Raw genomic sequence first — 25,638 nt, 5'->3', positions numbered from 1 at the left:
ATATCCCAATTACCTGAATGAATGGATGAGCGGCTTCAACGGTTTTGCCTGATTCGTTTGTCTCGGTTCATGATCTGCTGTTCTATCCAGTCGACGGCATGAACAAAGGTGTCGGCGACATAGTCAACCGGCACCTGTCCCGCGTCTCTCGCCTTCACCACATCCGCACTATACGAACTCGTCATGACCAGGACACCGGGTACCGAGGCGATGCGAGCGGCCTCTAAATCACTGCGTTTATCCCCGACCAGATAACACTGCGATACATCGAGAGCAAATCGAGTGACCGCTTGTTGAATTAATCCCGCTTTGGGCTTTCGACATCCACATCCGTCTTGAGGATGATGAGGGCAGAAGAAAATACCATCAATCCGGGCTCCAGAGGGACGAATCAACTCCGCCAGCCTCTCATGGATCGACTCCAATTCTTCGATGGTCATCATCCCCCGACCAATAGCCGATTGATTGGTGACCAGAAGCACCATAACCCTTAAGCGGTTTAATCGGGCGATGGCTTCAGGGACTCCGGAAAACAACACCAATTGTTGGGGAGAAGTGACATATCCCGTATCGTGGTTCAAGGTGCCATCCCGATCCAAAAATACGGCCGTACCCCGTGCGGCGGACTCATTTCTCATCCAACATGCCCTCTGATCCGACCCTCCTTCGGGTAGCCTGATGACATCATCCTGATTTGAGACAGCGCGACGTCCACAACCTGCTCAACGGACACTTGGGTCATGCAACGATGATCAATCGGGCAGGCGCGCAATAAACAGGGTGCACAACGGACTGATGCCGTCACCACGGCACTGATTTGCCCATAAGGACTTGTCGTGGAGGGATCCGTTGAACCAAAAATCGCCGCGACCGGGACCCCAAGAGCCTGCCCCACATGCATGGGTCCCGTGTCGTTGGTAACCAAGACGGAGCAGCGTGTCAACACTCCCATTAATTCCTGTATGGTGGTTTTTCCGGACAGGACAATCGGCTCAAACCGCATCCGTCTGGCAATGTCCTGCGCAAGCGCTTCTTCTCCTTTGCCTCCAATCAGGACACAGCGGACAAACGGAGCCCCGGGAAATTCTGTTGTCAGACGCTCAACCAGGCGATCACCCACCTCCGCGAAACGTTCCGGTATCCATCGCTTGGCCGATCCATACACCGAACCGGGATTGATCCCAATGACCAGACCGTCTGATGGAAGAAATATCTCAGGAAATTGGCTGGCACATGCATGGTTCACCTCAGGAGACAGAAAAAGTTGAGGGGTCCCGTCGTGTTTCCCGGGAGAGTGGGTGATAGCCTTCACGAGTTCCCGATAATACGCCGTATGATGCAGGGTAGCCCGATCCGGCCTGGGCACATGCTCGGACAGAAGCCAACGCCGTCCGTCCGTCGCATACCCGATGCGGGATGGGATACCAGCCACCCAGGCAATGAGGGCCGCCTCAAAGGCATTTTGGAATAACACCGCACGATCAAATTGTTTTCTCTTCACAAGCTGAATGAGATGCCAGAGCCCGAAAAGTCCCTGATGTTCCCCTTGATGGAAATACATCATGACCTCATCCACGCCCGGATGTCCTTCCAACAACTCTCCGATGATCGGCCTGGCCAACACTGTGACCTTGGCATGCGGATCATGATTCCGCAAATCCATGAGAGCGGGTAGGCACATCACGGCATCGCCGATCCAGTTGGGAACGCGGACGAGAATGTTCATCGAAAAACGATAGGCCCCTTCACATAAACCGATCTGCTTGACCCTATCTGAGCAACCATAACTGAGTCCTATGGACAAATGGTATGGAGCTGTTCACGTAACTGGTCTTCCCCTTGAGTCATCCGGACATGCACTTCCAGCGACCATAGAGGATCATCATGTTTCAGATGCTCTTTAATTTTCAGAGCATCTTTTTCTGTTGTGATCGAGAGAGCAAGCCCTACACGTCGCATCTTTACACGAATGGCTTCAACATCTTTTTCTGAATAGGCAAAATGATCGGGGTACCGAACCTCCTCACCCACCGTCAACCCACAGGAGACCACACTCGATCGAAAGGAGGCGGGATTGCCAATCCCGCTAAAGAGCAAACAGGCGGTCCCCTTAAAGGCCCCGGTCGGTTGAGATTTCCCTGTCGCAATATGCGTGAACATTCCGGGTTCGGTTTCCAGACGCAAGGGGAAAATGGGCGTTCCCACGCTCTGTTCGATTCGATTCTGAAGTGATGCGACCGATACAACTCCTTCCGTTCGACTGAAGACGATCGTCGTGGCCCATTTTGCTGCGGACAGCGGTTCACGCATTCGGCCGGCGGGCACGACTTCGCTTAACCCCCCAACATCGGTCGCATCAAATAAGAGCACGTCCAGATCACGATAGAGAGAAAGATGCTGGAAGCCATCATCAAGAAGAAAGCAATCGCATGAGGTCTGCTCTAACACCCACTGTCCGAGACGATACCGATCTGTTCCCACAGCAACAATCGCCCATGGGCACTTGCGCGCCATGAGCATGGCTTCATCCCCTACCGATCGCCAATCTCTCTTCAGCGAGACCCCATCAGAGACCAGCCTATTCACTGCCGGAAATTCCCTTCCATACCCTCGGCTTAAAATCGCAACCCGCTTGCCCCGCTCATGAAGTCTGGCAGCGACCCACATCACCAATGGAGTCTTCCCGGTTCCCCCCACGGTCATATTACCCACACTGATCACCGGTTTTGGCAATCGATGTTGAGAAAACCAGCCACGTTGATAGGCCGTCCTCCGCAAATGACCGACTGCACCATAGGGAACGGCACACCACCGGAGAATCCATGGGCAACGCCGGTCCAACCAACGCCAGAGCCGTTCCGGGTTCACACCAAGGGAAGGGGACGTCGTGTTCACGAAGGACACATGGCGGAGATCATATTCTCTCCTTATTCAGGGCTCTAACGGAAGCTTATCGGAGCACTTCATAAGATTTGATTTGATTGAAGAAGACCCTTTTGTCGACAAAGAGAAAAAGGCCGAATTGTCCTTGTCCAACAATTGATCAATCCATTGCAGATTCCTGGTGACGACGCCCCGATGGGTCCGGACCATTTCCAACGCCCGTTGGCCCATCTCCGGGGCTGCTGAAGGATGCGCGATCAGACGAACCAATTGAGAGGCCAAATCCTCCTGATTCTGAATTTGTATGCCTCCCCCTGCTCTCAGAAGCCGTCCGGCAATGTCCCGGCAATGATCGACATGGGGACCAAATAGAACGGGGCGACCCCATTGTGCAGGTTCCAACAAATTATGTCCGCCAACCGGAACCAGTGTACCTCCCACAAAAGTGACCCAGGCCTCCCGGTAGACAAAGGCCAACTCCCCTCTGGTGTCTAACACGATGACGCGAGGGCCCTTCTGAAAAGCTTGTTCTCCGACATCCTGCACCAACCTGCTGCGACGGACACACGCGAATCCAGACTGTTGAATAACCTGTTCAAGCGCAGCCGCACGCTCAATATGTCGTGGAGCCATGACCAGTACCGCCTGCGGGTGTTGGGCAATCACCTGCCGGTACGCATCCAACAAACACTCTTCTTCTTGAGGGTGCGTACTCCCGGCCACAATAAGCAGCTCACCAGCTTGGCATGCGAAGAGTGCCCTGAAAGAGACATGGGAATCGGCAGACCGTCCTTGCTCAAGCCATTGATCAAACTTCATATTCCCGGTGACATGAATGGCATTTGGCTCGGCCCCTAACCGGCCGATGCGCTCAGCATCGTGCTCCGATTGCATCAAGGCCAGATCGAGACAGCTCAACACCTGCTTCATCATGCCTCTAACCCGACGATATCTGGCAAAGGATCGTGAAGAAATTCTCCCGTTGACAAGACAGATCGGCACCCGATGCCGTTCAAGATTTTTCAGCAGATTGGGCCAGAATTCTGATTCCACCAAAATAAAGAGCCGGGGCTGAAGTATGCGGATATACCGGTCAACCGCCCATAAAAAATCAACCGGAGCATAACAATGAATAGCCACACCCTCCAAACGCTTGATCACGACTTCCCGACCGGTCTCTGTCACCGTGGACACGACCAACGACCACTGAGGATACCGCTCCTTCATCGCCTGGAGCAGCGGAACGATCGTCACCACCTCCCCCAAGGAGACCGCATGGATCCAGATGACCGGTTTTTGCAGATTCCGCAATTCGACAGGAACCGCCCCAAGCCGGCACCATAGGCCGCGTTGACTGCGTTTTTTTGTCAGCAGGAGTCCGATGATAATGGGAAAGGACAATACCAGCAGCACATTGTACATTACATAATACATGATTCGGTCACCGATCGAAGGTCTCATTCATATCGATCAGATTCTGGGAAGACATTCGGCGGAGAAATGAATCAACCGGGTCAGAATCCTGAACAGCCAATTCCGCCTGAGCCGTGAGCCGGTTCAACGAACCTTCCAGCTCCAACCCTGGACCGGACAGCTGCTCGTTGGAAAGATCCTGGCTTACCCAGATGGGTGGGCCCCACACAAACAACCCTACCCCACCGGGATAGGGAATCTGGAAACGATCCCAACTCGTAAAGACTTTTTTTTTGAGCAGGCAAAGGTTAAAGGGATGATGGGCAATCCCGTCGCCTTTGCCAGGTAAATCACTCCCGATTGTACCGTGCAGGCCGGTCCCTTCGGGCCATCGGGCGTCACAACCAGATCCCCGCCATTCCGCCCGGCCTTCAACAATTGCCTGGTCGCTCGCAGTCCCCCGCGTGTGCTCGACCCGCGAATGGACTGAAATCCAAAGTACCCCATGATTCGCGCGATGATTTCTCCATCCCGATGTTGGCTAATCAAAATTGAGGCCTGTTGCCCACGGTAGGCCAACGGCATCATCAACTGACGGCCATGCCAAAAGGCAATAATGATCCGTCGGCCTTGGCGATACAACTCGTCCACGGTTCTCCCACCGACGGTGGATATACGTATCGTATGTCCCAAAAGGCGAATCATGTGTGCGGCCAATGGCGGAGCGACGGACAGTTTGATCCAATTCAACATAGGAACGGCGCCCTTCAATTTAGGAGGTCGTCGGTAACGGTTCGGGTTGAGTCAATAAAAATTGCGTTTGATACAATCGAGTATAGAGGCCTCCCTGTTGAAGCAAGGTGGCATGAGTGCCGATTTCTTCAATTTTACCGCGATTCATCACCACGATACGATCGGCATGTTGAACCGTGGACAATCGGTGGGCAATGATCAAGGTCGTTCTGGCTTTTACCAGATTTGCCAGGGCTTTCTGCACCAACTTTTCAGATTCCGAATCCAGAGCGGACGTCGCCTCGTCCAGAATCAGAATCGGGGGATCCCGCAAAATTGCCCTGGCAATCGCGAGTCGTTGACGTTGTCCGCCCGATAATCGCAGTCCATTCTCACCAACCAGCGTGTCCAGTCCCTGAGGGAGCCGCTCAATAAATTCCCAGGCAAAGGCGGCGCGCGCCGCCTCAATAACAGCCTCCTCACTCGCATCCAGACGGCCATAGGCAATATTATTTCTGATCGTATCATCAAATAACACGGTTTCTTGAGACACGATGCCAATCTGCCGTCTCAGAGATGATCGATCAACCAGGCGTATATCCTTACCATCAATTTTCACGGCTCCTTCCGTCGGGCGATAAAACCGTGGGACCAAACTCACGAGAGTGGTTTTTCCACTTCCACTGGCTCCGACGAAGGCCACCACCTCCCCCACGTTGATTGTGAGATTTATCTCGTGCAAGGCCGCCTCGTCAGAGCCCTCATACCTGAAGTTGACACCGGAAAATTCCAAATTTTTCGCCATGGGAGGAAGAATTTTCTTGCCTTCGTCTTTCGCTAATTCACTTTCCAGGTCGAGAACTTGAAACACCCGCTGAGCCCCCGCAAGCGCACGCTGAACCGACTCATTGGCTCCGGACATTTTCCGGAGGGGGGCATACGCCATGAACATGGCAGCCAGAAAGGAAAAGAACTCTCCCGGCTTCATCTCTCCAGCAATGACCAATCCTCCCCCATACCAGATAATAAAGGCCACACCGCAGACTCCGATGACTTCAAGAAGTGGAGAGGCCATCGCTGAGGTTTGAGACGACTTCACTTTTGCTGTCCGAAAGGCTTGATTCGTCAAAGAGAATCGGTCAGCCTCCTTCTCTTCCTGACCGTAGGCCTTCACGATCTTGATGCCGGAAAACGCTTCTTTTAAGACGGAAGCCATTTTTCCAATGGATTCCTGGCCACGCTTTGAAAGTTTACGAATCCGTCGGCCGACCCGGACCAACACCAATGAGGAGAAGGGTAATACGACCAACACAATCGTCGCGAGTTTCCAATTTTGATAAAAGACCACGGACAGCATCGCCACAAACGTCAGCCCCTGTTGAAAGATATCCTTCAACACACTGGGAATGGCATTCGCCATTTCGTTGACATCGCTAATCACCCTGGCCATCAACCGTCCTGACGTATTCGCATCGTGAAAACGAATAGGCAGGCGCACGATATGAATAAACAATTGTTGGCGAATATCGGACACAAGCCAGTGGCCCACATAACTCATGAGATAACCCTGTCCATAGGCAAAGGAGGCTTTTAAAATCGCGACACCCAGGACAGCCAATGGAAGGATGAGCAACATCTCCTGATTGCGTTCAATGAAAATTCCATCCAGAACCGGTTGGACAAGCCACGCATAGACCGCTGATAGTCCTGCCACCCCGGCAGAACAGACAAACGCGCCAAGCAACCGCAGGCGGTACTCCTTCAGATACGACACGATTCGCCAGAAGGTCTTCATGCGGTCGCCTCAGCAAGGATATATGCCGCAGCCCGTTTCGACGCTCCCGCCCCCCCCAGAGCAGTCCGAATGGTGTGGAAAGCCTGGGTCATGTCGTGTTGGCGGCGAACGTCTTGCAAGATGCCTAAGGCTTCGTGGGCGATATCATCCGGGGTCATACGATTCTGAATCAGCTCCGGAACAATTTCTTGATCGGCTAAAATATTCACTAGGCTAATATAAGGAATTTTAACCAGCCGTTTGGCAATATGATAGGTCAAGGGAGATGTTCGATAGACCACGACCATCGGTGTTCCAATCAGTGCCGCTTGCAACGTTGCCGTCCCAGAGGTTACCAGTAAAAGATTTGAAGCCGCCATCACCTCATTGGACAGACCTTTAACTACCTTGACCTGTTGTCTAAAATGTCCAAGGAGCTCATTCACCATCGAATCGGACAGTGAATGCGCCTGGGCAAGAAGGACTTGAACTCGAGGGTATTGAATCCGAATCTGTTCAATGGAACGCAGAAAGGCCGGCAACACCTCCCGGACTTCCCGGACACGACTCCCAGGCAGCAGACCGATCACCAGATCCTCTCTGTTCAATCCTAATTCCTGACGCTCATGCACCATATCATAAGCAGGCTTGAGCTCATCCAATAATGGATGGCCTACATACGTGCAGGGAATGCCGGCTTTTTGGAAATAGGCCTCTTCGAATGGAAGAATCGCTAACACATGGCTGATCACTCTTCGAATGAGTGTGATACGACGGCTTCCCCATGCCCACACCTGAGGGGCAATGTAATAGATAATTTTGCATGACCGTTGTGCGATGGCCTTGGCCAGGCGAAGATTCAATCCCGGACTGTCGATGAGGATAATGACATCAAACCGTTCACGTTGGAGGTAACTGGTTAGCGTTCGTAGGGTCTTCCACCCCTGGATGAGCTGACGGATCCCCGGAACGCCCATGGCATCTACCCGTTTGACATGCGGAAGAAGCGAGACCCCGGCTGCCAACATCCGACTCCCACCCACACCGATTAATTCCACAGCGGGATTCAGCTCCCGAAGTGCCAAAGCTAAGTGCGCCCCGTGAATATCGCCAGATGTCTCACCGGTCACTAAGAAGATTTTTGGCATCGGGACTCTAACAGATCACTCATGGCGGAAAGTTCGCACGGACGCCGATTACCGTGGCAAGTGCCCGGCATGTTGTTGAATGAGCGAGACAACTTGAGTCGCGACTCTCAGGGCTTCCACCCCTTCTTCTCCTGAGACACCTCTGGCGGAAGGATTTCCCAGAATCGATTGAATGAAGCAACCCAATTCACGAGTCAGGGCATCGCCTTCATCACCCTTGATATGTTGCGTTTCAACTTCAAAAGTTCCACCTTCCAAACTTCTCCTGGTGTTCATCACAGCCTCTTTTCCACCAAAATCAACCGAGAGATAGCGATCCCGTTGATAGACTCTGATCTTTCGCAGTCGTCCAGTCGAGATGCGGCTGGCAGTCAAATTCGCCAGACACCCGCTTTCAAAGAGAATTCGCACATTGGCAATATCGGGCAGATCGGTAAACACCGGCATGCCTCTCGCCTCCACCTGTAGGATAGGGCCCAACCCTAAGGATAACAAAAGATCCAAATCATGAATCATGAGATCCCGTACCACATCGACATCGGTTCCTCGAGGCTGAAAAGGACTTAGACGGTGACATTCAATAAAGCCAGGTTGACTCACGAGAGGACGCATCACTTCTACGATCGGATTAAATCGTTCAATATGTCCAACCTGCAGTATGATTCCACGGACTTTTGCCAGTTCAACTAACTGCTCACCTTCCCACACATGGCTGGCAATTGGCTTTTCGACCAGAACATGGCACCCGCGTTGCAAACAGGTCGTGACCACAACACCATGTGCCGAGGTCGGGACCGCCACACTCACCGCATCGACCAATGACAGCAGCTCGTCCACATCCTGGAAAAATAATACTCCACATTCATCCGCCACCAGATGCCCGCGTGAGGTATCAGTATCAGAGACCCCAACTAAGGTCACAGAAGGCAGGGTTCTATAAATGCGAGCATGATGTCGTCCCAAATGACCAACACCAATCACCCCAACTCGTAAGGATTGTGTCATGTAGGGATCGGTCGTCGCTGAATTGGAGAACAGAGACAGCGGTTCCAGTGACACCACACGAAACACCACGATGGGGAACCCGTCCCCTTACCGTGGTGGAGCATCGGAAGACGCGGCATGCTGTAAAAGGCCTGTTGGAGCAATTCCCACGATCGCGATACCTGCTGATCTGGCGTTCGCACACATCTCCTCACGATCAAGAACGACGGTGCGCCCGGCTTCGATGGCGAGAACTGAAGCCTTAACCGCGACCATAGACTGAATGGTCTGAGGACCAACAGCCGGTAAATCAAACCGAAGATCCTGATGCGGTTTCGTGCGTTTGACCACCACCGTTCCCTTGCCACCAAGTGTCCCTCCACGAGTAATGGTCCCATCCGTTCCCTCAACGGCTTCAACGGCGACAATTACCCGATTTTTCACCAGGACACATTGCCCAATATCTAACTTTCCCAAGGTTTCCAGGGTATCCCAACCAAATTGAATATCGTCCCACTCTTTGCTCGTTGGTTTCCTGTGGGCGAGATTGCCCTCTCTCGCCAGAATGCCTTCCAGACCAAACGTGGACTCCAGAATCTGAATCCCTTCCCGCTCTAATTCTCCAGCCACCGCCCTGAGAATCGCATCGTCCTTCCAGTGCTTCAAACGGCTAAAAATAGCCAAGGCCCGGAGGTCCGGCCGAAGTGCCGTGAAAACATGCGTTTTGTGGATGCCACCCAACATGACGGCCTGGCGGATGCCATCACCCTTTAATGCCGCCAGGGCCTTGCTAAACTGCCCGACCTTGAGCCAATGAATGCGATCAACATGGGATTCAAGTTCCGGAAGAGTCTCACCCACATGCGCAATGGCGGAAACCGAAAACCCTAACCGCCGGACATTATCGGCAAAAATAATCGGAAAACGCCCGTTACCCGCAATCAGTCCAATCCGCTCATCTTGCTCAGGAGAAATCATACCCTTCGCACCAAGTCAACCCCAACCTTACTCCTCTTCATCATCCAACTCCCGTGAGGACACTTGGCAAATCCCCCGACTGGTGCTCTCCAAAAAGGTGAGTAACGTCATGACGTCCGTGCTTTCCCCGTACTCGTTACGAGCAAGTTTAATGGCTTCTTGAAGGCGATGTCCCTGTCGGAATAAGAGTTCAAATGCGGCCTTTAAGGTATTCATGCGTGCTCCGGAAAACCCATGGCGTCGCAAGGCGATCGTATTCAGCCCAAACATTTGTGCACGATAACCTCCTGCTGCACGAACAAACGGCGGGACATCCCGTCCTAGGGCGGAACACCCTCCCACCATCGCATATTCACCAATCCGTACATATTGATGCACCCCGACTAAGCCTCCGATCACGACAGAATTTCCCACTGCGACATGCCCGGCTAAGTTTGCCGCATTGGCCATCACAATATAATTACCCAGCTCACAATCATGAGCCACATGGGTATAGGCCATGAAAAAATTATGGTGTCCGATTCTGGTCACTCCACTTCCAAAAGCTGTCCCTCGATTAATTGTCACATTCTCACGAACAATATTATGATCCCCGAGACAGACTCTGGTGGGCTCATCTTTATATTGCAAATGCTGCGGAGGGGTTCCAATAGACACGAATGGGAAAAACCGGCAACACCGGCCAATGTCCGTATGCCCCTCTATACACACATGAGCCACTAATTCGGTTTGATCTCCAATCGTGACATGTTCACCCACGACACAATAGGGCCCGATTACGACATCTTCACCTATTGTAGCTTTGGGATGGACAATTGCTGTGGGATGAATATTCATCAATTTCTCACTTTATTGCGTTGAATATGAATTCAAAGCCAGACTTCGCGCAACAATCCTGTTGCCTGTAGCTAGGCCTCATTTTCTTCGACTTTGACCATGGCGGTCATTTCGGCTTCGCAGACTAAGGAGGACTCGACCAAGATCTTCCCGGCCATTTTCCAAAATGGATCTTTTCTCCGGATCACCTCGACCTCAACCCGCAATTGATCGCCGGGAACGACCGGTCGACGAAACTTGGCTTTTTCAATTCCGGTGAGAAAAACGGTGGGGCGCCCCGTCCCCATCGCCGTTTTTCTGGCCAATACCCCGCCAACTTGTGCCATCACTTCTAGAAGTAACACACCAGGCATAATGGGGTACCCGGGGAAATGCCCTTGAAAAAACTGTTCATTGGCCGTGACGTTTTTAATGCCCACAATCCGCGTCCCCTCTTGGAATTCAAGGATCCGATCCACTAATAAGAAGGGATACCTGTGCGGAAGTAATGCCTGAATCTGGAGAATATCTAACTCGCTCTCAGCCATACTGACCCCTTTCTCTCAATGTTACTCTGACACCATTGGTCCTTATGACCATGAGCCACCCTTTGACTAGGTATACCTAGGGTATACGAATTTCTCCACTCTCCCGATCCAGTGCCTGAATAACCTCAGTAGAAATATCCAGGCCAGGTTGATAAAACAATGTGCCTGAATTCACACCATATTCTAAGACCAGGCCCAAGCCACGCTGACCGGCAACTTCTGTTACCACCTTTTGCACCTGGAGACGAAATTCGTTTTGCAATTCGCGTTGTTTTTCTTGGACTTCTCTGTTTAAATCGGCTACCTTTTGCTGATACCCGGCCATTTTTTCCCTGAACTGTTCTTCCTTCCGATCTCTGGCCTCCTGACTTAACACCGTACTTTGGGCCATCAATTCACTTTCCAACTTACGTAATTCCTTCTGCTCTAATTCCACAAGCGTCTGCCGATCCTTCATAAAGGCATTCAGGGCATCCGACAGCCGTTTTCCCTTGACTGTTTCAGCCAATATCCGCTGAGGATCAACGACGCCGACCGGGAGATCCGATGGATTGTTTGGCCCTATAGCCGTGCAGCCCCAGACAAAACTCAGGACCAGACTTCCCAAAGTCACCCACCCGCAGTTACCCCCAACCCCTATCTTCCTCATTATATGTTCTCTCCTCCCCCTAACCATCACGCATGGTCTTGTTGAATATTCCGTCTAAAAGACCGATCCCACGGAAAACTCAAATACCCACTTTCTGTCATCCTTTGGTCCATCTATAGGACGGCCATACGCCGCCCGAAGAGGACCAAATGGTGAAATCCATCTCACCTCCAAACCTGCAGCCATTCGAAGATCAAAATCTAATTTATCTCCTTCTGAAAATCCTTTTCCATAGTCGAAAAAAATGACGCCGTTCAACTTGGCATCGGGCAACACAGGAAAAATTAAATCATTGTTAATAATGATTTGTTTATTGCCCCCTTCCGGATCGTTACTAGAGGTCACGGGCCCGGCACGACCATATTTAAATCCTCGAACAGTGTTAATGCCCCCCACGTAAAAAAATTCAGGAATAGGGAAGTCCTCTCCATTAAATCCGTCTCCGTATCCTATCCGTCCTCGAATAGAATGACGAAAATCCCAAAATGGTAATGGAGTAAATTTCATCGCATCAAACGACATGCTATAAAAATTATTTGACCCTCCAAGGACATCCGTCCCAAAACTCGCCATAACACCGATTCGCGTCCCCCGCCGGGGGTCTAAATAATAATCACGCGAATCCCTGAATAAAGAGGCACGGAACCCGGTCGTGGACTGAGTGCCCTCCTGATCCTTAATGAGATCGTTGGCATCAGATTCCACATCATCAATTTTGATTTTTTCAGCTACAAGGGTAAAGGTACCCGTCAGGTATTCAGAAAAGCCCCGACCAAACGTCAGATTCGCCCCTTGCTTTTTTTCAAGGTACGTCAGGTAATTGGTTCGTGAGCTAAACAAATCTGCCTGGCCGGAGGTTAAGGTATCAAAAATAGCCGGATTTCGAAAGGTAATAGTTCCCAGAGTACGCCGTCCTCCTACCTGCCCTCGGATCCTGGCTAAATACCCCCGCCCGAATAAATTCCCCTCGGTAATATCCGCAATCAACGTAAATTGATCCAGGGTACTGAAACCTCCGCCAATGCTGAAGGAGCCGGTAGGTTTTTCCTTGACTTTGACCTCTAAATCGACTTCACCTGGAGCAATCTGTTTGGGAAGAATCTCCACAGTTTCGAAAAAATTCAAATTATTAAGACGTTCGAAACTTCGTTTTATTGCCGGGGAATCGATCATATCCCGTTCATCCACCCGCAATTCACGCCGGATCACATTGTCCCGCGTCTTATTATTCCCGGTAATACGGATATCTTGAATCCTGACCATTTCCCCTTCCTCAATGGAAAAACCAATACGAGTGCTCCGCGTGGGCGGATCAGGCTCTACCGAAGGATTGGCCTCGGCAAATGCATAACCACGACTGCCATACAAATCCGTCAACCGGGTAATCTCATCACGGATTTTTGCACGCTGAAACACTTCACCAGGTTCAATGATTAATCCTTCCCGCAATTCTGCATCAGAGAAGAGCGTGTTTCCGGTATACTCGATTTGACTCACCACATAGGGCTCTCCTTCGACAATCGGGAATACCAGAGTAAACCATTCTTTCTTCTCATCCAAATCCATTCGAGGCATCCCGACTTGGACATCTAAATAGCCTTTATTGAGATACACTTCTTTAATCCGTTCGACATCATTCGGAAGCTCATCACGATGAAGGATGCCGGCATCCGAAAAAATTGACCAGGGCCAGGAATATTCTCGATTGGCCATAAAAGACGTCAATTCCTTCTTCTGAATGACATTACGGCCTTCAAATACGATCGTACGAATATGGGCTTGACTCCCCTCTTCAATATAAAAAGTCAATCGTACTTGATTGTTCTCGACCATATCCGTGATAGGAATAATTTGAGCATGGTAAAAGCCCTTGTCGTGATACAACGATCGAAAATTTTCGACAGAAATCTTTACCTGTTCTTTATCCAAAAACACCTGATTTTTTATGGTATTTTTTTCGTTCAGCTTATCGTCTGATAGCTCTTCATTTCCATCAAACACCACTTCGATCGTAAACGGCTTTTCTTTCACACGAAAGACCACCAGGACTCCATTGGCCCTGGCCTCGGTTGAAACTTCGACTTCTTCAAAAAACCCCATCCCATATATAAGTTGAATTTGTTCTCGAATGGACTCTTGGGTAAATACATCACCTGGTTTGATGGATAATTTCCCTAAAATAGCCAGGTCTTCAATATGCTGGTTTCCTTCAATTTCAATGACCTGGATAGGGGACTGGGAAGATTGGGCCAACACGGGCCTCTCAAATAAAAGTGTTCCTAACACAAAAAGGCCAACAAGGAGAAAAAGGTTGAGAGATGGAAAGAGAGAAATCCCGAAACGCCTCATCTTGTGCCCAAGACCCAGTAACTCAGGCAACACTAGATCCATGGGGCATCTCTAAAGCGATGAAAGAAACAAGAAGGATGTATCACAAAAAATTTGTATGGTCAGCGGGACAGCAGAATTGCCACTTCAATTTGGTCCCCAACGATTAAACCTTAGAGATGCTGGTGATAATGGGGGGAAGCCTGAGAAATGAGGAGGCAATCATCATGTTGGGATCAAGGTGCCAGATTATATTCTTGATAGGATTCCTTGTAAAGGCAACATCTTAGGCATGCGCTATTCTCAGAAACATCCCAAGAAGGGAGCAAGCATAAACCTTGACAACATTTTTCACCTTCTCCTAGTATCAAAATCAATAAAATTCATGTAGGTTTTTCTTAAACAACGAATAATGGAATACCATTCAGAGACCCATTCCTAACCCCAGACAATCTTCGGCATTGGCTGTGCAAGCCGGGCCCATCGTAACGTTCACGATGGGTCCGAAGATATCCCTGCTTTGTCTGGTAAAGTCCCCTTTCCGATGAAAAGATTGAGAGAAACACTGTTCACCATTTTGGCTAAATCTTTGATGAACCCATTCGTTCATCGTTAGAAATGAAACTGATGACTGAAGACTATCCGGAGATTCCCGCACCGTCTATTGAACAGATCCCAGAGGAATTACCCCTCCTGCCAGTACGGGACATTGTTGTCTTTCCCTATATGGTGCTCCCTCTCTTTGTTGGGCGTGACATGTCCATTAAGGCCATTGAAGCCGCTCTCTCCTCCGACCGCTTAATCTTTTTAACCACCCAAAAAAATCAAGATATGGAAGTGCCAGAGACCCAAGACCTCTATCAAATAGGCACGGTCGGCGTCATCATGCGCATGCTGAAACTTCCGGATGCCCGTATCAAAATACTCGTCCAGGGCCTCACAAAAGCCCGGGTTCAAGAATTTACCCAATCCAATCCATTTTTCTCCGCCCGCATCAAAACATTGACCGAATCACCCACAGGGCTTCCTTCCTTGGAGAAAGAAGCCATCGTTCGCTCCACCCGAGAGTCCTTGGAAAAAATTGTCGGATTAGGAAAAGTGTTGATGCCGGATGTGCTCACCGTCATTGAAAATCTAGACGATCCTGGACGTCTAGCAGACATTATCTCTTCCAATCTCGGTCTCAATATTGAGACCACTCAGGGAGTCCTCGAAATTGATGATCCTCTTCTCCGCCTGAGGCGGGTGAATGAAATTCTGAGTAATGAGCAGGACGTCTTGTCCATGCAACAGAAAATCCAAGCTGAAGCCAAGGGGGAAATGGATAAGACGCAACGAGAATACTTCCTTCGCGAACAACTCAAAGCGATCCAGAAAGAGTTGGGGGAACTCGATGACCGATCTGAGGAAGTGGCCGAATTTCGTCGAAAGATTCAAGAAGCCAGCATGCCGGATAAGGTCCTGAAAGAAGCGGAGAAACAACTGAAACGTCTGGAAAAAACACACCAGGATTCAGCCGAGGCCGGGACAATCCGAACGTACTTGGAATGGATTGTTGAATTACCTTGGAACCGTCATTCTGAGGATAACCTCGACCTCCCCCAGGCAACCCAGGTGCTGCAGGAGGATCACTACGATCTGGAACGGGTCAAGGAACGAATTCTGGAATATCTCGCCGTGCGCAAACTCAAAGACAAAATGAAAGGACCCATCTTGTGCTTTGTGGGGCCTCCTGGAGTCGGCAAAACTTCTTTAGGTAGATCGATAGCTCGTGCCATGGGACGGGAATTCGTTCGCATGAGTTTAGGTGGAACACGAGACGAAGCCGAAATTCGAGGACATCGCCGAACCTATGTTGGAGCATTGCCAGGAAGGATTGTCCAAGGGATTAAACAGGCAGGGACCAATAACCCCGTGTTCATGCTCGATGAAGTCGATAAAATTGGAACCGATTTCCGCGGGGATCCCTCGGCTGCCTTACTGGAAGTGCTGGATCCTGAACAAAACCATGGGTTTGTCGATCACTATCTCGGGGTCCCCGTTGACCTGAGTAAAGTCATGTTCATTACGACTGCAAATTTGACGGATCCCATTCTCTCCGCACTACGGGACCGAATGGAAATCATTGAAATCCCGGGGTATTCTGAGGAAGAAAAGCTTGGCATTGCTCAACGCTACCTGATCCCGCGTCAGTTGGAGGAACACGGGATCACACAAGAGCACTTACTTCTGACCGATCCGTGCCTGGCGCGCATCATTTCTCAATATACCAAGGAGGCCGGGGTTCGCAATCTGGAGCGTGAACTGGCCAATGTCATGCGAAAAGTGGCGAAACGCGTTGCCGAAGGAAAGATCAAACGCTATCAGGTCACTCCCCGAAATCTCCATCACTACCTCGGTGTTCCTAAATATGTGCCGGACCAGGAACAGGAAAAAGATGAAGTCGGCGTCTCAACTGGACTCGCATGGACAGAAACCGGTGGGGATGTCTTGTACATCGAGGCTTCGGCCATCAAGGGAAAAGGCCTCTTGACCTTAACAGGGCATCTTGGCGACGTCATGAAAGAATCTGCTCATGCTGCCCTTACATATATTCGCTCCCAGGCCAAGTCATTGGGAATCAATCCTGACATTTTCGCAAAACAGGACATTCACGTTCACGTTCCGGCCGGGGCCATTCCCAAAGACGGACCGTCCGCAGGCATCACGATGGCGACGGCCCTTGCATCTTGTCTCAGCAATAAACCTGTTAAACGAGACTTGGCGATGACAGGGGAAGTCACGCTTCGCGGCAGGATACTGGGCATTGGGGGATTAAAAGAAAAAGTGTTAGCCGCTAAACGGGCCCATATCAAAACCATTGTGATGCCTAAAAGAAACCAGAAAGACCTTGATGACATTCCCAAACATCTACTACGAGGCCTTGAGTTTATTTATGTGGAAAATATGTCGGAAGTTCTTAAAGTCGCCCTTCGCACCAAAAATCGACACGATTTGAACTCGTCAATGACTCATGGACATAGTTCATCCGGCCGTCGAAAAAAAGTTGCCTCCCCGGTCACCCATAGCCCGTTACGACAATCCATCACCAAGACACGCTGACTTTTTTATCATGTCCCCTTCCCGCCGCCAGGCGCCCGTGTCGACAATAGGGGAATTCCAACTTATCCGCGCCCTGACTCGTGGATTTTCCGCACCCGGTCCTCATACCCTCATTGGCATGGGAGACGATGCAGCAGTTCTGGCCCACCCCTCATCAGCCCATCTTGTCATATCCACCGACCTCCTCGTTGAAAACATTCATTTCTCCAAAAATACCACTTCATTTTTTGACCTCGGCTACAAGGCAGCCGTAGCCAATCTCAGCGACATGGCCGCAATGGGAGCCATTCCTACATATATCCTGGTGGCCGTTGCCCTTCCATCTCATGTGAAATATGGAGACTGGAAGGACCTGTATCGTGGACTTTCCGTTCCTTGCAAAGCCCATGGGGTTCAACTGGTGGGTGGTGATACTTCAGCATCACATTCCTCGTTGTTTCTGGCAATTACCATACTCGGACAGGTTACACCCGGTCAGGCATTAACGCGGGGTGGGGCTCAGGAAGGAGATATCATCTATGTCAGTGGATCATTAGGGAACTCAGCTGCAGGATTGGACTATCTGACCCATTACCCTTCACGCGGAAAGATTTCAAAATTGAGACAACCCATGAAGTTTTTAGTTGGGCGCCATCTCCAGCCCACCCCTCGTATTGCATTAGGACGGTTGCTGTCTTCCCGCCGCTTGGCTTCGGCCGCCTTGGACCTATCTGATGGACTCTCAGGAGATATCAAACATTTGTGCCAACAAAGCCATGTGGGTGCACTCATTCAGGAGGCCAGCCTTCCCATGTCACCTCATCTCATCTCATATGCGTTAAAGATGAGCATAGATCCTCTACCCTGGGCTCTCCATGGAGGAGAAGAATATGAATTACTGTTTACCGTGTCGCCAAAAAAACAACATCGCCTGGAATTGGCGGTCAAACAACTACGGATTCCTGCCACCGCCATTGGTGTCATTACCTCTCGTGGTTCGGGAGTTCAAATAGCGCATCAAGACGGCAGAACTCAAAAATTGGTATCTCAAAGTTATGTGCATTTTTCGAAGTAAGAGAATACTAGGAACCTGTCCATGGTAACGATTGAGTCTGTCCGCCAACAATTGACTCAGGTCTTACATCTTCGGGAAACTCCTCACCGTACAGCCTTGGCATTTGCTCTAGGTGTGTTTATCGCCTTCGCACCACATTATTTGTTCCACACCGCCAGCGTGGTTTTCTGCGCCTGGGCCTTCCGGCTGAATTTTTTAGCGCTCTTTCTGGGGTCATTAATCAACAATCCCTGGACACTTATTCCAATCCTAGCTGCCAGTCTCTATACCGGAATGCTGTTGATAGGCGCATCCTCCTCAGCCACGATTGAGTGGGATCAGATGAGGGTGGACAATATATTTGACATGCTTTCCCCCTACCTCATTCCTTTTCTCGTTGGAGCCTGTGCCCTGTCGATTGTCGGATCGTTGATCGCCTACCCCGTCATGCGATGGGTCATCACCCGATACCGGGGGCTCAAGAATTCCTAGCAACATAACAAATATGGCACATCAACAAATCCTAACCGTGAATTCTTTTTATACCAGGCATTTTCTGACAATTCGACACACTCCAACAGGCGAAAGCTTGAGGTCAGGGAAAGACGCTTAGCCCATGCCCGTATCAGAACCACTCTCATCCACGTTTGATGGCGTCTCGCTTCTTGCCGACCCTGTTCACGGCTATATTTCCATCACCGTTCCCTATCAAGAACCACATTCTACGGAACAGACCGAAAAGGATTTGATTGATTCTCCCTGGGTTCAACGTCTTCGGTATATTCTTCAACTTCAGAGTGCGCATTGGGTCTATCCAGGCGCCGAGCATACCCGCTTCCAGCATTCCCTCGGGACCATGCACCTGGCAGGTCGATTTATGGCTCGCCTCTATCCATCGCTTTGTCAAACCGTATCCGAGGTTCCATCGTGTCATTTTCTGGAAGAATTTATTCGTATAACGGCCCTGCTCCATGATATCGGACATGGCCCGTTCTGCCATTTTTTTGACCATCATTTCCTGCATCAATTTAACCTAACGCATGAAGTGGTCGGGCAACACATTATACGTGACCATTTGGGGACAATAATCAAAAAGATCTGTCGGAGTCCGTCCGGGCCATTTGCTCCAGGAGAGCAATTGGATCCGGAACATATCGCCTTCCTTATTCTCAAGGATCCTCACAAATCGACAAAAGGTCTGCCGCCGTGGGTTATCGCCTTACAACCCCTTCTTGGCGGCATTTATACCCCGGACAATTGCGACTACGTCCTCAGAGATTCCTACATGTGCGGAGTGGCCATTGGCCCTGTAGATATTGAACGACTCCTTCATTACACCTTCTTTTCATCACAGGGACTCACGATCCACCAATCAGGACTTCCGGCATTGCAAATGTTTTTACACGCCAGGCTTTACCTCTATGCTAATGTCTACTACCATCGCACCACGCGGGCAATCGACATTCATCTCCAGGAAATTTTCCAACCAACCATGGAGATCCTGTGCAAAAAAAATCCTCTCCAATCCTTACCTCATTACCTACATTTAACCGATTGGCACGTCATCGAAACAGTGCGTTCATGGAAGCACGCTCGATCCATGGAAAAACGACAACTGGGAATGGAATGGAGTCAAATTATCGGAAGACACGTGAAATGGAAAACCGCATTCAGCACGCTGCTGCCCATCATTCAACCGGCATCATCCTCCTTTCAACCTCAGGTCTTTCTGAGCCGGATGCGTCGATTGTTACCTACTAAATATCGTCAACAAGATATTCGAGTAGATTTTGCTCATAAGGACCCTCGCCCCATTAATTTGCTCAACATGGGAAACTTTCAAATATTTGTCTGGAACCCAGCCAAAGGCACGGTCGAAAAAGACAGCCTTCAGAAATACCTTCAGTATCTTCCAGCCAGGATGATCACTCTGCGAGTATTCAGCCAGGATCATTCCATCGATAAGATCCTCGCCAAAGCCGCCGAGAAAACCCTCCGACGACACTGGCCAACTTTAATTCAACCGGTTTCAGTGCTATAACAGGGACAGTTGCCCCCATATAGATACTTTGACATAAGAAAATCGCGGGCCAGGTTAGTGAGAACGACTGCCAAGATGGAGGGCGGAAATGTCTTTCACCAGGGTGAGTTGTAAGCGAAATGTTTTAACCGGTTCCGGGAGATGGGGGACAACCTGACCGGAATCCTGACACTCCAAACAGGCCCCCGATAACTGTATTTGAAGATCTTGTAAGCTTTCCAGAAAAAAGGGATCCTCAGGCCAATGCTGAAATTGGATGTCACGAATTTGCCCTTCTTGCACCTGGACGACGCCCACTGCCGTCCGTTTATTACCTGGGAGATACCCTCGCATTGGCAACCCTTCCGTTATCGCAGGAGCCCAGTTGGATTTGATCAGATTTTCTAACTTCTGAAGAAGAATGTCTTCCGTATCAACCAGGGGCAAAATCCGGGTTTCCTCCGCTTTGAACTCCCCGATTAGCTCCAGCACAACAAGAACGTGCTCGTCCGGCACGGGAACCACCACGCTATCAAATGTCACATGTTGCCTTTCCCGCTCAACCCAATCAACCGGGAATTTAACTAGCCCGGTAACAAACGGTTTCGGCCACATAGGCACGGATACCCCTTGAGAACCTCGCATTGAAAATTTATGTTCGGTCCGCCATTCCCAATCGGAAAAAATCGCCAGCACATCCTGCTTTTCATTAAGAGCACGGATAAATATGCGCCGGGGCTTTTGAAAATGTTCAATAAATAATGACTGTGCTCCTGACCCCTCATCTAGGGTCGTATAAAATCCTTCAGAATCTACATTCCCCCCCGAATCGGTTCCTGACTTCTGCGCTTGCTCGAAAATATTGGACATCCGGTGTGGAGAGAAAAATAATGAAAGGGGAATAGCCATGAACGGCACAGACCTCGTGGGATCAATCGAAAAGTGCCAAACCTGATAAAGAGGCTGCCCCATTTCAACAACCCATCCCTTACCCCAAATGGTTTCTGCTAGCCGATACGCTTCCCTTCGCTGATATGTGAGCTTTTCCAATGATAGAAATGCATCAACATGAGACACCATAGATGAAGGATTGGGTTCGAAGGAAATCACTTGTCGCCCTTTCTTGTCAACTCCAGTACCCCCCCTAAAGTGCGGCTGCGGGTCTTCCGAACTTTGGTCGACCATTGACCGGCTAACTCCATCGAGGGAAGGGTCAAACACACCAATGAGGTGAGTCACAAGGTCTTGCTCCAAACCAGGGATATCCGACTCTACCCCCTGAGCGTTGACTGAGGCCACGACCACTCCAGTTTCTACGTCGACAATCTGCAGATCCACGGAAAGAGTGTCCTGCTGCAAGAAAATTCTCCCTTGAATGAGATACCGTACTCCTTTTAACTGTCCAAGACCGACTGAATTCTCATCCGAAGAAAATCCTCTTTGTTGAAGCCATTGCTCTCGTAAGACCGAACCTAGTGCATCTCGCGATACCACCTCAAGTTGTGGCCATTGCGCCAAATCACTGACCAGCATCTCTTGAAGTCCGCGACCCAGCCAATTTAGATGGGAATGCCGGCTCATATTTTCCATTGGTAGGACGGCAACACTATGAGGTCGATTGAGAACACGCGGTTGTATAGAGGGAATGGGGGATGAAGAGGTTGAAGTCGGAGAAACGGGCATCTCCGGTGGTCTCTGACATCCTGCCATTAGCACGAGACAGGACACCAGACACCGGAAAATTACTGGAGCCCTAGTCAAGGATGGAATCGACAGGTTGCTTAAGGCGAAGCCGTTGCATGGTGGCTTGAGAACGAAGGGTATGTCGAATAATCGCTTCGCGATCATCAGAAGAAATTTTGGTGAATTCCACCGCGATCTCAAATCCTTGTTCCTTGCCTTTTAATTTAGCATCTACCCTAACAATTTTCCCAACGGCTTGAATCGGGATAAATGGCCGCAAAATGAGGCGTAGAACGAGAAAAGAATCAAGGGGATATGAGCATTCAGAATAAAACTTAATTCCGGAACCGCATAGACTCACTTTCGTTAATTCTGGAATGGCCCCCTTAAGATTTTTATCTTTTCCCAAAGTCCTGAGGATGGATGTCAACATCCAATCAATCCTCGTAACCATCTGCAAGAGCAAAGGATCGCGGATGGTAAGATCCTTCTCATCCACCATCGCTTTCACTAAATCCGGTGAGACCGCCAGCTCATCCCATTGCCACTGGCTGAATTCTGCGGCATCAAGATCAATCATTTCATAAGAGAAGGCAAGAGGAATCTCGACCCAAAGACATACAGGCACCTCTACACGACAATCTTGACGTCGATCCTCAGAAGCCACGATATCCATAAGCCACCTTTATAAAAATCGCCCTGTCATCACACCTAACCAAGGGAATAGCAACACTAAGGAGCCTCTAAACTCTGTTTCCATACTAAGGATTCCTCGCGGCGTGAAGGCTGCGAATTTCCCCCAGAATATCCCTGGCTTGTTCGGCGGCTCCATGAATTTTCTCCAATTGTCGCTTCAGCTGATCATCTTCGCACCGACGCAGCGCTAACTGGGAAAACACCACAATAGGCAATAATTTATTGGAGAGCGAATGTAATAATTTCCCGTTTTGTACAGAATTATCAGTCAATACTGATAAAGAGTTTGCAGATGATGCCGATTGTTGAGTCATCCTGTCTTCCCTTTAAATAGAGGGTTGAACAACCACCCGGGGCATCTTCTAAAAATGAATATCTCATCCTTACGGGATGCAATCTCGCAATTATCATACCTGGACAGCCTACTTTTCTTTTCGGCTGTTTTTCCAGAGAAATGTAGGGCAGAAGGAAATATGGGGAAATTTTTCTTTATCGATTAGGAGTACCTTGACTCTCTTCGTCAAAATTGTGACGGGGAAATTCCGTCATGTCAGAAAAAATATTGGAATTTGATCTTTGGCGGGAATCCCATGGTGCAGCGCATGAAAAACCTTTCAACATTTCCCTCCACAGTCAAATGGTCAGAAGATGTCGAGCCGGGCTTATCGGGTCTTCTCCCCACTGTCGTTTAAGAACCCCTAACTTCCGGCGTTGATCCTGAATATCATTCAGTTGTTGGTTGATTGCCGCTAGCACTTCTTTAACCCTGGCTATGAGCCATTGATCAGATTCCATGAGGGCTTGGATAGTAGGTAAAGAAAGGGATTGTTGTGGTCCTTGGGACAACCGCTGACCATAAAGCACAATGACCTGATCCCATTGACCATGTCGAGCGGCCTCTAAGGCACTCTGAGTAAGCTGCTCTACCAAATAATTACATTCAGACATAAAACCCCGGGGGTTATATCCCAATCGCCTGGGGCTTGGTTCCCTGAACGGCCAAATCCACCCAGGCCTCTCGTAAAAGAGACAGACAACGGATAGGGCCTTCTAAGCGGCGGGGTTCGTTTTTCAGGTTGGCTTGTGTCAATTCAAATTGCATGTACTCATACATACGGCGTAGGTCTTTTGCGATCCCCCCGCCTTCCTCCATATTGAGGGAAGCCGACAATTCCCCGATCACACGAAGGGCACGATCGAGAAATCGGGCCTTATCCTGATAATTCAAGGTGGACATTCCCTCTTGTGCGAGTTTCATAGAAGAAATGGCCCCATCATATAGCAACACAATCACTTGAACATTAGACGCAGTTTGGATTTGCGTGTTTGCATACGACTGAGCACCAACCATCATACAAGCATCCTCTCTTTAGCGATTAATCGATGGAAAGGCATTTTGCAACTGGTTCAATTGACTTTGCAACGAGGCCAACAAACCATCTAAATTGGCAAACTTTAAACGTTGTTGTTCCTCAAAACGGGCCAAGGCTTCTTCCTTTAAAGCAATTTGATTCGTAAAATCATTCACTTGTTTCGTTAAGGAATTTTGGCGAAGTGTGAGCGAGCCCGTGTCGATATCATCTAATCCATCAATGGCATTCACGGTCAAATCCGCAATTCCACTGGTACCGGTGGTGGTATTCTTGACAAATAGATCACGTACAGCGGAAAAGTTGCTACTCAACGCCGAATCTAAGGTCGCTTCATTTAGCTTAATCGTTCCATCGGCAGTTTGTGTCTCAAACCCAATTTGTGAAGCGCCTGAGTATGTCGTCAATCCGCTGATTTGGGAAAAAACAGATTCCCTAATCCGATCAAGAACGGTTCGAGCTAAACTTTCTCCAACAAAAATCCCTCTTTCTTTCGTTTCAGTATTATAAAACGTTCGCTCATTCACGAATGTCACAATCTCATTGTACCCATTCACAAATTCTGAGATTGCTTCTTTGACAGTTCCATTATCCTGACTCACCGAGATCGTGACAGGATTCGTGGCATCCACCGCTTGAAGATTGAGAGTAAGGCCTGCAACGACATCGGTGAGTGTATTGGTCGAACGGGTGATCGTAATGGCCGTGGTCCCGGCTCCGGCATCCGTTACCCCCAATACGACTTCGGAATCCTGAGCGGCTTGAAACGTATCCACCCCAGTCGTCGCCGTATCTAATGTTGTATCGTCAGCCACAATTGTGATGGCCTGGTCGAGTCCAGTCTCATTCGCTGACAACACGAGACGAAATTGGGGTGAAGCTTCACTCCCGGTATTCAGAATTGAAGCACTCACTCCGGCTCCCAGATCATTTATCGCGGCTCGTAAATCATCCAAGGTACCTGTGGCATCTAAATTCACCGTTTGAATCGAGCCGGTGCCCACTTGAAATTGAAACGTCCCGGATTCGCCACCAACAATATCCGCATCAGTTTGGGAAACTGCCGTGGAAGCCTTAGAAATAATTTGATGTGCGGAGGCCAACTGATTCACAGTGACCTGATAGGTGCCTGGGGCCGCAGACGAAGAAACAGTTGCCAATAAAGGGGTTTGGGCACTAGGTGAGGTAACATTAACCTGATTTTTATTAAAACTGACTCGATTGCGGAGATTGCTCGCAAGACCTTGAAAGCTGAGTAATTTAGCTCCCAACAAACCCAATTCGGTTTGTTTTTTTTGGGCCTGAAGCTTTTTCTGAGTCAGACCATCAATGGGAAGCCGTTCCGCCTGAACGAGCGCATCGACAACCGGTCCAAAATCAACGCCATTTCCAAGCCCACCAAAACTAATAGCCATCCGATATTCCTTTCGTCATTCTCTATAACATGACGAAACGCTTAACGGTCTTCCATTGTTTCACGA

General features: G+C 49.6%; 24 protein-coding genes. 4 read left to right on the top strand and 20 right to left on the bottom strand.

Annotation, left to right across the window (positions count from 1 at the left end):
* Positions 1-35: 35 nt before the first annotated feature.
* The 14 genes from ACTRXD_RS21835 to bamA form a co-directional block, all read right to left on the bottom strand.
* Positions 36-638: a D-glycero-alpha-D-manno-heptose-1,7-bisphosphate 7-phosphatase gene (locus ACTRXD_RS21835; protein ID WP_442433886.1), complete on the bottom strand. Its 603-nt coding sequence runs from the start codon at positions 636-638 to the stop codon at positions 36-38.
* Entirely contained in the window at positions 635-1,726 is a 1,092-nt protein-coding gene (gene waaF, locus ACTRXD_RS21830) for a lipopolysaccharide heptosyltransferase II (RefSeq protein WP_442433885.1), read from the bottom strand. Before waaF ends, ACTRXD_RS21835 begins: the two co-directional genes overlap by 4 nt.
* Positions 1,727-1,794: 68 nt before the next feature.
* Complete coding sequence (lpxK, locus tag ACTRXD_RS21825) at positions 1,795-2,895, bottom strand: tetraacyldisaccharide 4'-kinase (protein WP_442433884.1); 1,101 nt, start codon at positions 2,893-2,895, stop codon at positions 1,795-1,797.
* A 36-nt stretch (positions 2,896-2,931) separates the two neighbouring features.
* Positions 2,932-4,317: a 3-deoxy-D-manno-octulosonic acid transferase gene (locus ACTRXD_RS21820; RefSeq protein ID WP_442433883.1), complete on the bottom strand. Its 1,386-nt coding sequence runs from the start codon at positions 4,315-4,317 to the stop codon at positions 2,932-2,934.
* Between the two features lie 7 nt (positions 4,318-4,324).
* Positions 4,325-4,531 carry a hypothetical protein gene (locus ACTRXD_RS21815; RefSeq protein ID WP_442433882.1) on the bottom strand — a complete coding sequence of 69 codons (207 nt, stop codon included), beginning with the start codon at positions 4,529-4,531 and terminating at the stop codon, positions 4,325-4,327.
* A gap of 2 nt (positions 4,532-4,533) precedes the next feature.
* A complete protein-coding gene (locus ACTRXD_RS21810; protein ID WP_442433881.1) occupies positions 4,534-5,049 on the bottom strand; it encodes a lysophospholipid acyltransferase family protein in 516 nt (171 codons plus the stop codon).
* Positions 5,050-5,068: 19 nt separating this feature from the next.
* The gene (gene msbA, locus ACTRXD_RS21805; RefSeq protein WP_442433880.1) at positions 5,069-6,823 is read right to left on the bottom strand and encodes a lipid A export permease/ATP-binding protein MsbA; all 1,755 of its coding nucleotides are present in this window, start codon (positions 6,821-6,823) and stop codon (positions 5,069-5,071) included.
* The gene (gene lpxB, locus ACTRXD_RS21800) at positions 6,820-7,950 is read right to left on the bottom strand and encodes a lipid-A-disaccharide synthase (protein WP_442433879.1); all 1,131 of its coding nucleotides are present in this window, start codon (positions 7,948-7,950) and stop codon (positions 6,820-6,822) included. Before lpxB ends, msbA begins: the two co-directional genes overlap by 4 nt.
* Before the next feature lie 48 nt (positions 7,951-7,998).
* A complete protein-coding gene (locus tag ACTRXD_RS21795; RefSeq protein ID WP_442433878.1) occupies positions 7,999-9,024 on the bottom strand; it encodes a Gfo/Idh/MocA family protein in 1,026 nt (341 codons plus the stop codon).
* A gap of 18 nt (positions 9,025-9,042) precedes the next feature.
* Entirely contained in the window at positions 9,043-9,912 is an 870-nt protein-coding gene (locus ACTRXD_RS21790) for an LpxI family protein (protein WP_442433877.1), read from the bottom strand.
* Positions 9,913-9,939: 27 nt separating this feature from the next.
* Positions 9,940-10,749, bottom strand: a complete 810-nt coding sequence (gene lpxA, locus ACTRXD_RS21785; protein WP_442433876.1) for an acyl-ACP--UDP-N-acetylglucosamine O-acyltransferase — start codon at positions 10,747-10,749, stop codon at positions 9,940-9,942.
* A 71-nt stretch (positions 10,750-10,820) separates the two neighbouring features.
* Complete coding sequence (gene fabZ, locus ACTRXD_RS21780) at positions 10,821-11,276, bottom strand: 3-hydroxyacyl-ACP dehydratase FabZ (protein WP_442433875.1); 456 nt, start codon at positions 11,274-11,276, stop codon at positions 10,821-10,823.
* 76 nt (positions 11,277-11,352) lie between these two features.
* Entirely contained in the window at positions 11,353-11,925 is a 573-nt protein-coding gene (locus ACTRXD_RS21775; protein ID WP_442433874.1) for an OmpH family outer membrane protein, read from the bottom strand.
* A 54-nt stretch (positions 11,926-11,979) separates the two neighbouring features.
* Positions 11,980-14,181 carry an outer membrane protein assembly factor BamA gene (gene bamA / locus ACTRXD_RS21770; RefSeq protein ID WP_442433873.1) on the bottom strand — a complete coding sequence of 734 codons (2,202 nt, stop codon included), beginning with the start codon at positions 14,179-14,181 and terminating at the stop codon, positions 11,980-11,982.
* Positions 14,182-14,880: 699 nt separating this feature from the next.
* Here bamA and lon point away from each other — a divergent pair.
* From lon to ACTRXD_RS21750, 4 genes are all read left to right on the top strand, one after another.
* Entirely contained in the window at positions 14,881-17,355 is a 2,475-nt protein-coding gene (lon, locus tag ACTRXD_RS21765; RefSeq protein WP_442433872.1) for an endopeptidase La, read from the top strand.
* Between the two features lie 10 nt (positions 17,356-17,365).
* Complete coding sequence (thiL, locus tag ACTRXD_RS21760; RefSeq protein ID WP_442433871.1) at positions 17,366-18,409, top strand: thiamine-phosphate kinase; 1,044 nt, start codon at positions 17,366-17,368, stop codon at positions 18,407-18,409.
* 21 nt (positions 18,410-18,430) lie between these two features.
* Positions 18,431-18,880 carry a DUF2062 domain-containing protein gene (locus ACTRXD_RS21755; protein ID WP_442433870.1) on the top strand — a complete coding sequence of 150 codons (450 nt, stop codon included), beginning with the start codon at positions 18,431-18,433 and terminating at the stop codon, positions 18,878-18,880.
* A 124-nt stretch (positions 18,881-19,004) separates the two neighbouring features.
* Positions 19,005-20,429, top strand: coding sequence for an HD domain-containing protein (locus ACTRXD_RS21750; RefSeq protein WP_442433869.1), 1,425 nt, complete (start codon positions 19,005-19,007; stop codon positions 20,427-20,429).
* Between the two features lie 54 nt (positions 20,430-20,483).
* Here the strand turns inward: ACTRXD_RS21750 and ACTRXD_RS21745 are convergent, their stop codons facing one another.
* From ACTRXD_RS21745 to fliD, 6 genes are all read right to left on the bottom strand, one after another.
* Positions 20,484-21,989, bottom strand: coding sequence for a CsgG/HfaB family protein (locus ACTRXD_RS21745; RefSeq protein ID WP_442433868.1), 1,506 nt, complete (start codon positions 21,987-21,989; stop codon positions 20,484-20,486).
* 172 nt (positions 21,990-22,161) lie between these two features.
* Positions 22,162-22,767 carry a PilZ domain-containing protein gene (locus tag ACTRXD_RS21740; protein ID WP_442433867.1) on the bottom strand — a complete coding sequence of 202 codons (606 nt, stop codon included), beginning with the start codon at positions 22,765-22,767 and terminating at the stop codon, positions 22,162-22,164.
* 85 nt (positions 22,768-22,852) lie between these two features.
* Positions 22,853-23,101: a hypothetical protein gene (locus ACTRXD_RS21735; RefSeq protein WP_442433866.1), complete on the bottom strand. Its 249-nt coding sequence runs from the start codon at positions 23,099-23,101 to the stop codon at positions 22,853-22,855.
* Positions 23,102-23,420: 319 nt separating this feature from the next.
* On the bottom strand, positions 23,421-23,735 hold the full coding sequence (locus ACTRXD_RS21730) for a hypothetical protein (protein WP_442433865.1): 315 nt from the start codon (positions 23,733-23,735) through the stop codon (positions 23,421-23,423).
* A gap of 13 nt (positions 23,736-23,748) precedes the next feature.
* Positions 23,749-24,141, bottom strand: coding sequence for a flagellar export chaperone FliS (fliS, locus tag ACTRXD_RS21725; RefSeq protein WP_442433864.1), 393 nt, complete (start codon positions 24,139-24,141; stop codon positions 23,749-23,751).
* Positions 24,142-24,156: 15 nt separating this feature from the next.
* Positions 24,157-25,572: a flagellar filament capping protein FliD gene (gene fliD, locus ACTRXD_RS21720; RefSeq protein ID WP_442433863.1), complete on the bottom strand. Its 1,416-nt coding sequence runs from the start codon at positions 25,570-25,572 to the stop codon at positions 24,157-24,159.
* Between the last annotated feature and the right edge of the window lie 66 nt (positions 25,573-25,638).

Origin of the sequence: Nitrospira sp. T9 (genome assembly GCF_052156535.1) — a bacterium.
In the GTDB taxonomy this organism is placed as follows: Bacteria; Nitrospirota; Nitrospiria; order Nitrospirales; family UBA8639; genus Nitrospira_E.
The sequence above is the reverse complement of the archived record's forward strand: the minus strand, read 5'-3'. Positions and strand labels throughout refer to the sequence as shown.

Bases quoted from the DNA above. Each gene is read 5' to 3' on its own strand.
- fabZ (WP_442433875.1), bottom strand. From the start codon at position 11,276: ATGGCTGAGAGCGAGTTAGATATTCTCCAGATTCAGGCATTACTTCCG.
- fliS (WP_442433864.1), bottom strand. From the start codon at position 24,141: ATGATGGTTGGTGCTCAGTCGTATGCAAACACGCAAATCCAAACTGCG.
- ACTRXD_RS21775 (WP_442433874.1), bottom strand. From the start codon at position 11,925: ATGAGGAAGATAGGGGTTGGGGGTAACTGCGGGTGGGTGACTTTGGGA.
- lon (WP_442433872.1), top strand. From the start codon at position 14,881: ATGACTGAAGACTATCCGGAGATTCCCGCACCGTCTATTGAACAGATC.
- lpxB (WP_442433879.1), bottom strand. From the start codon at position 7,950: ATGCCAAAAATCTTCTTAGTGACCGGTGAGACATCTGGCGATATTCAC.
- ACTRXD_RS21740 (WP_442433867.1), bottom strand. From the start codon at position 22,767: ATGGATATCGTGGCTTCTGAGGATCGACGTCAAGATTGTCGTGTAGAG.
- ACTRXD_RS21820 (WP_442433883.1), bottom strand. From the start codon at position 4,317: ATGTATTATGTAATGTACAATGTGCTGCTGGTATTGTCCTTTCCCATT.
- ACTRXD_RS21745 (WP_442433868.1), bottom strand. From the start codon at position 21,989: ATGAGCCGGCATTCCCATCTAAATTGGCTGGGTCGCGGACTTCAAGAG.
- fliD (WP_442433863.1), bottom strand. From the start codon at position 25,572: ATGGCTATTAGTTTTGGTGGGCTTGGAAATGGCGTTGATTTTGGACCG.
- lpxA (WP_442433876.1), bottom strand. From the start codon at position 10,749: ATGAATATTCATCCCACAGCAATTGTCCATCCCAAAGCTACAATAGGT.
- ACTRXD_RS21750 (WP_442433869.1), top strand. From the start codon at position 19,005: ATGCCCGTATCAGAACCACTCTCATCCACGTTTGATGGCGTCTCGCTT.
- ACTRXD_RS21730 (WP_442433865.1), bottom strand. From the start codon at position 23,735: ATGTCTGAATGTAATTATTTGGTAGAGCAGCTTACTCAGAGTGCCTTA.
- msbA (WP_442433880.1), bottom strand. From the start codon at position 6,823: ATGAAGACCTTCTGGCGAATCGTGTCGTATCTGAAGGAGTACCGCCTG.
- ACTRXD_RS21835 (WP_442433886.1), bottom strand. From the start codon at position 638: ATGAGAAATGAGTCCGCCGCACGGGGTACGGCCGTATTTTTGGATCGG.
- thiL (WP_442433871.1), top strand. From the start codon at position 17,366: ATGTCCCCTTCCCGCCGCCAGGCGCCCGTGTCGACAATAGGGGAATTC.
- waaF (WP_442433885.1), bottom strand. From the start codon at position 1,726: ATGAACATTCTCGTCCGCGTTCCCAACTGGATCGGCGATGCCGTGATG.
- ACTRXD_RS21735 (WP_442433866.1), bottom strand. From the start codon at position 23,101: ATGACTCAACAATCGGCATCATCTGCAAACTCTTTATCAGTATTGACT.
- ACTRXD_RS21810 (WP_442433881.1), bottom strand. From the start codon at position 5,049: ATGTTGAATTGGATCAAACTGTCCGTCGCTCCGCCATTGGCCGCACAC.
- ACTRXD_RS21790 (WP_442433877.1), bottom strand. From the start codon at position 9,912: ATGATTTCTCCTGAGCAAGATGAGCGGATTGGACTGATTGCGGGTAAC.
- ACTRXD_RS21755 (WP_442433870.1), top strand. From the start codon at position 18,431: ATGGTAACGATTGAGTCTGTCCGCCAACAATTGACTCAGGTCTTACAT.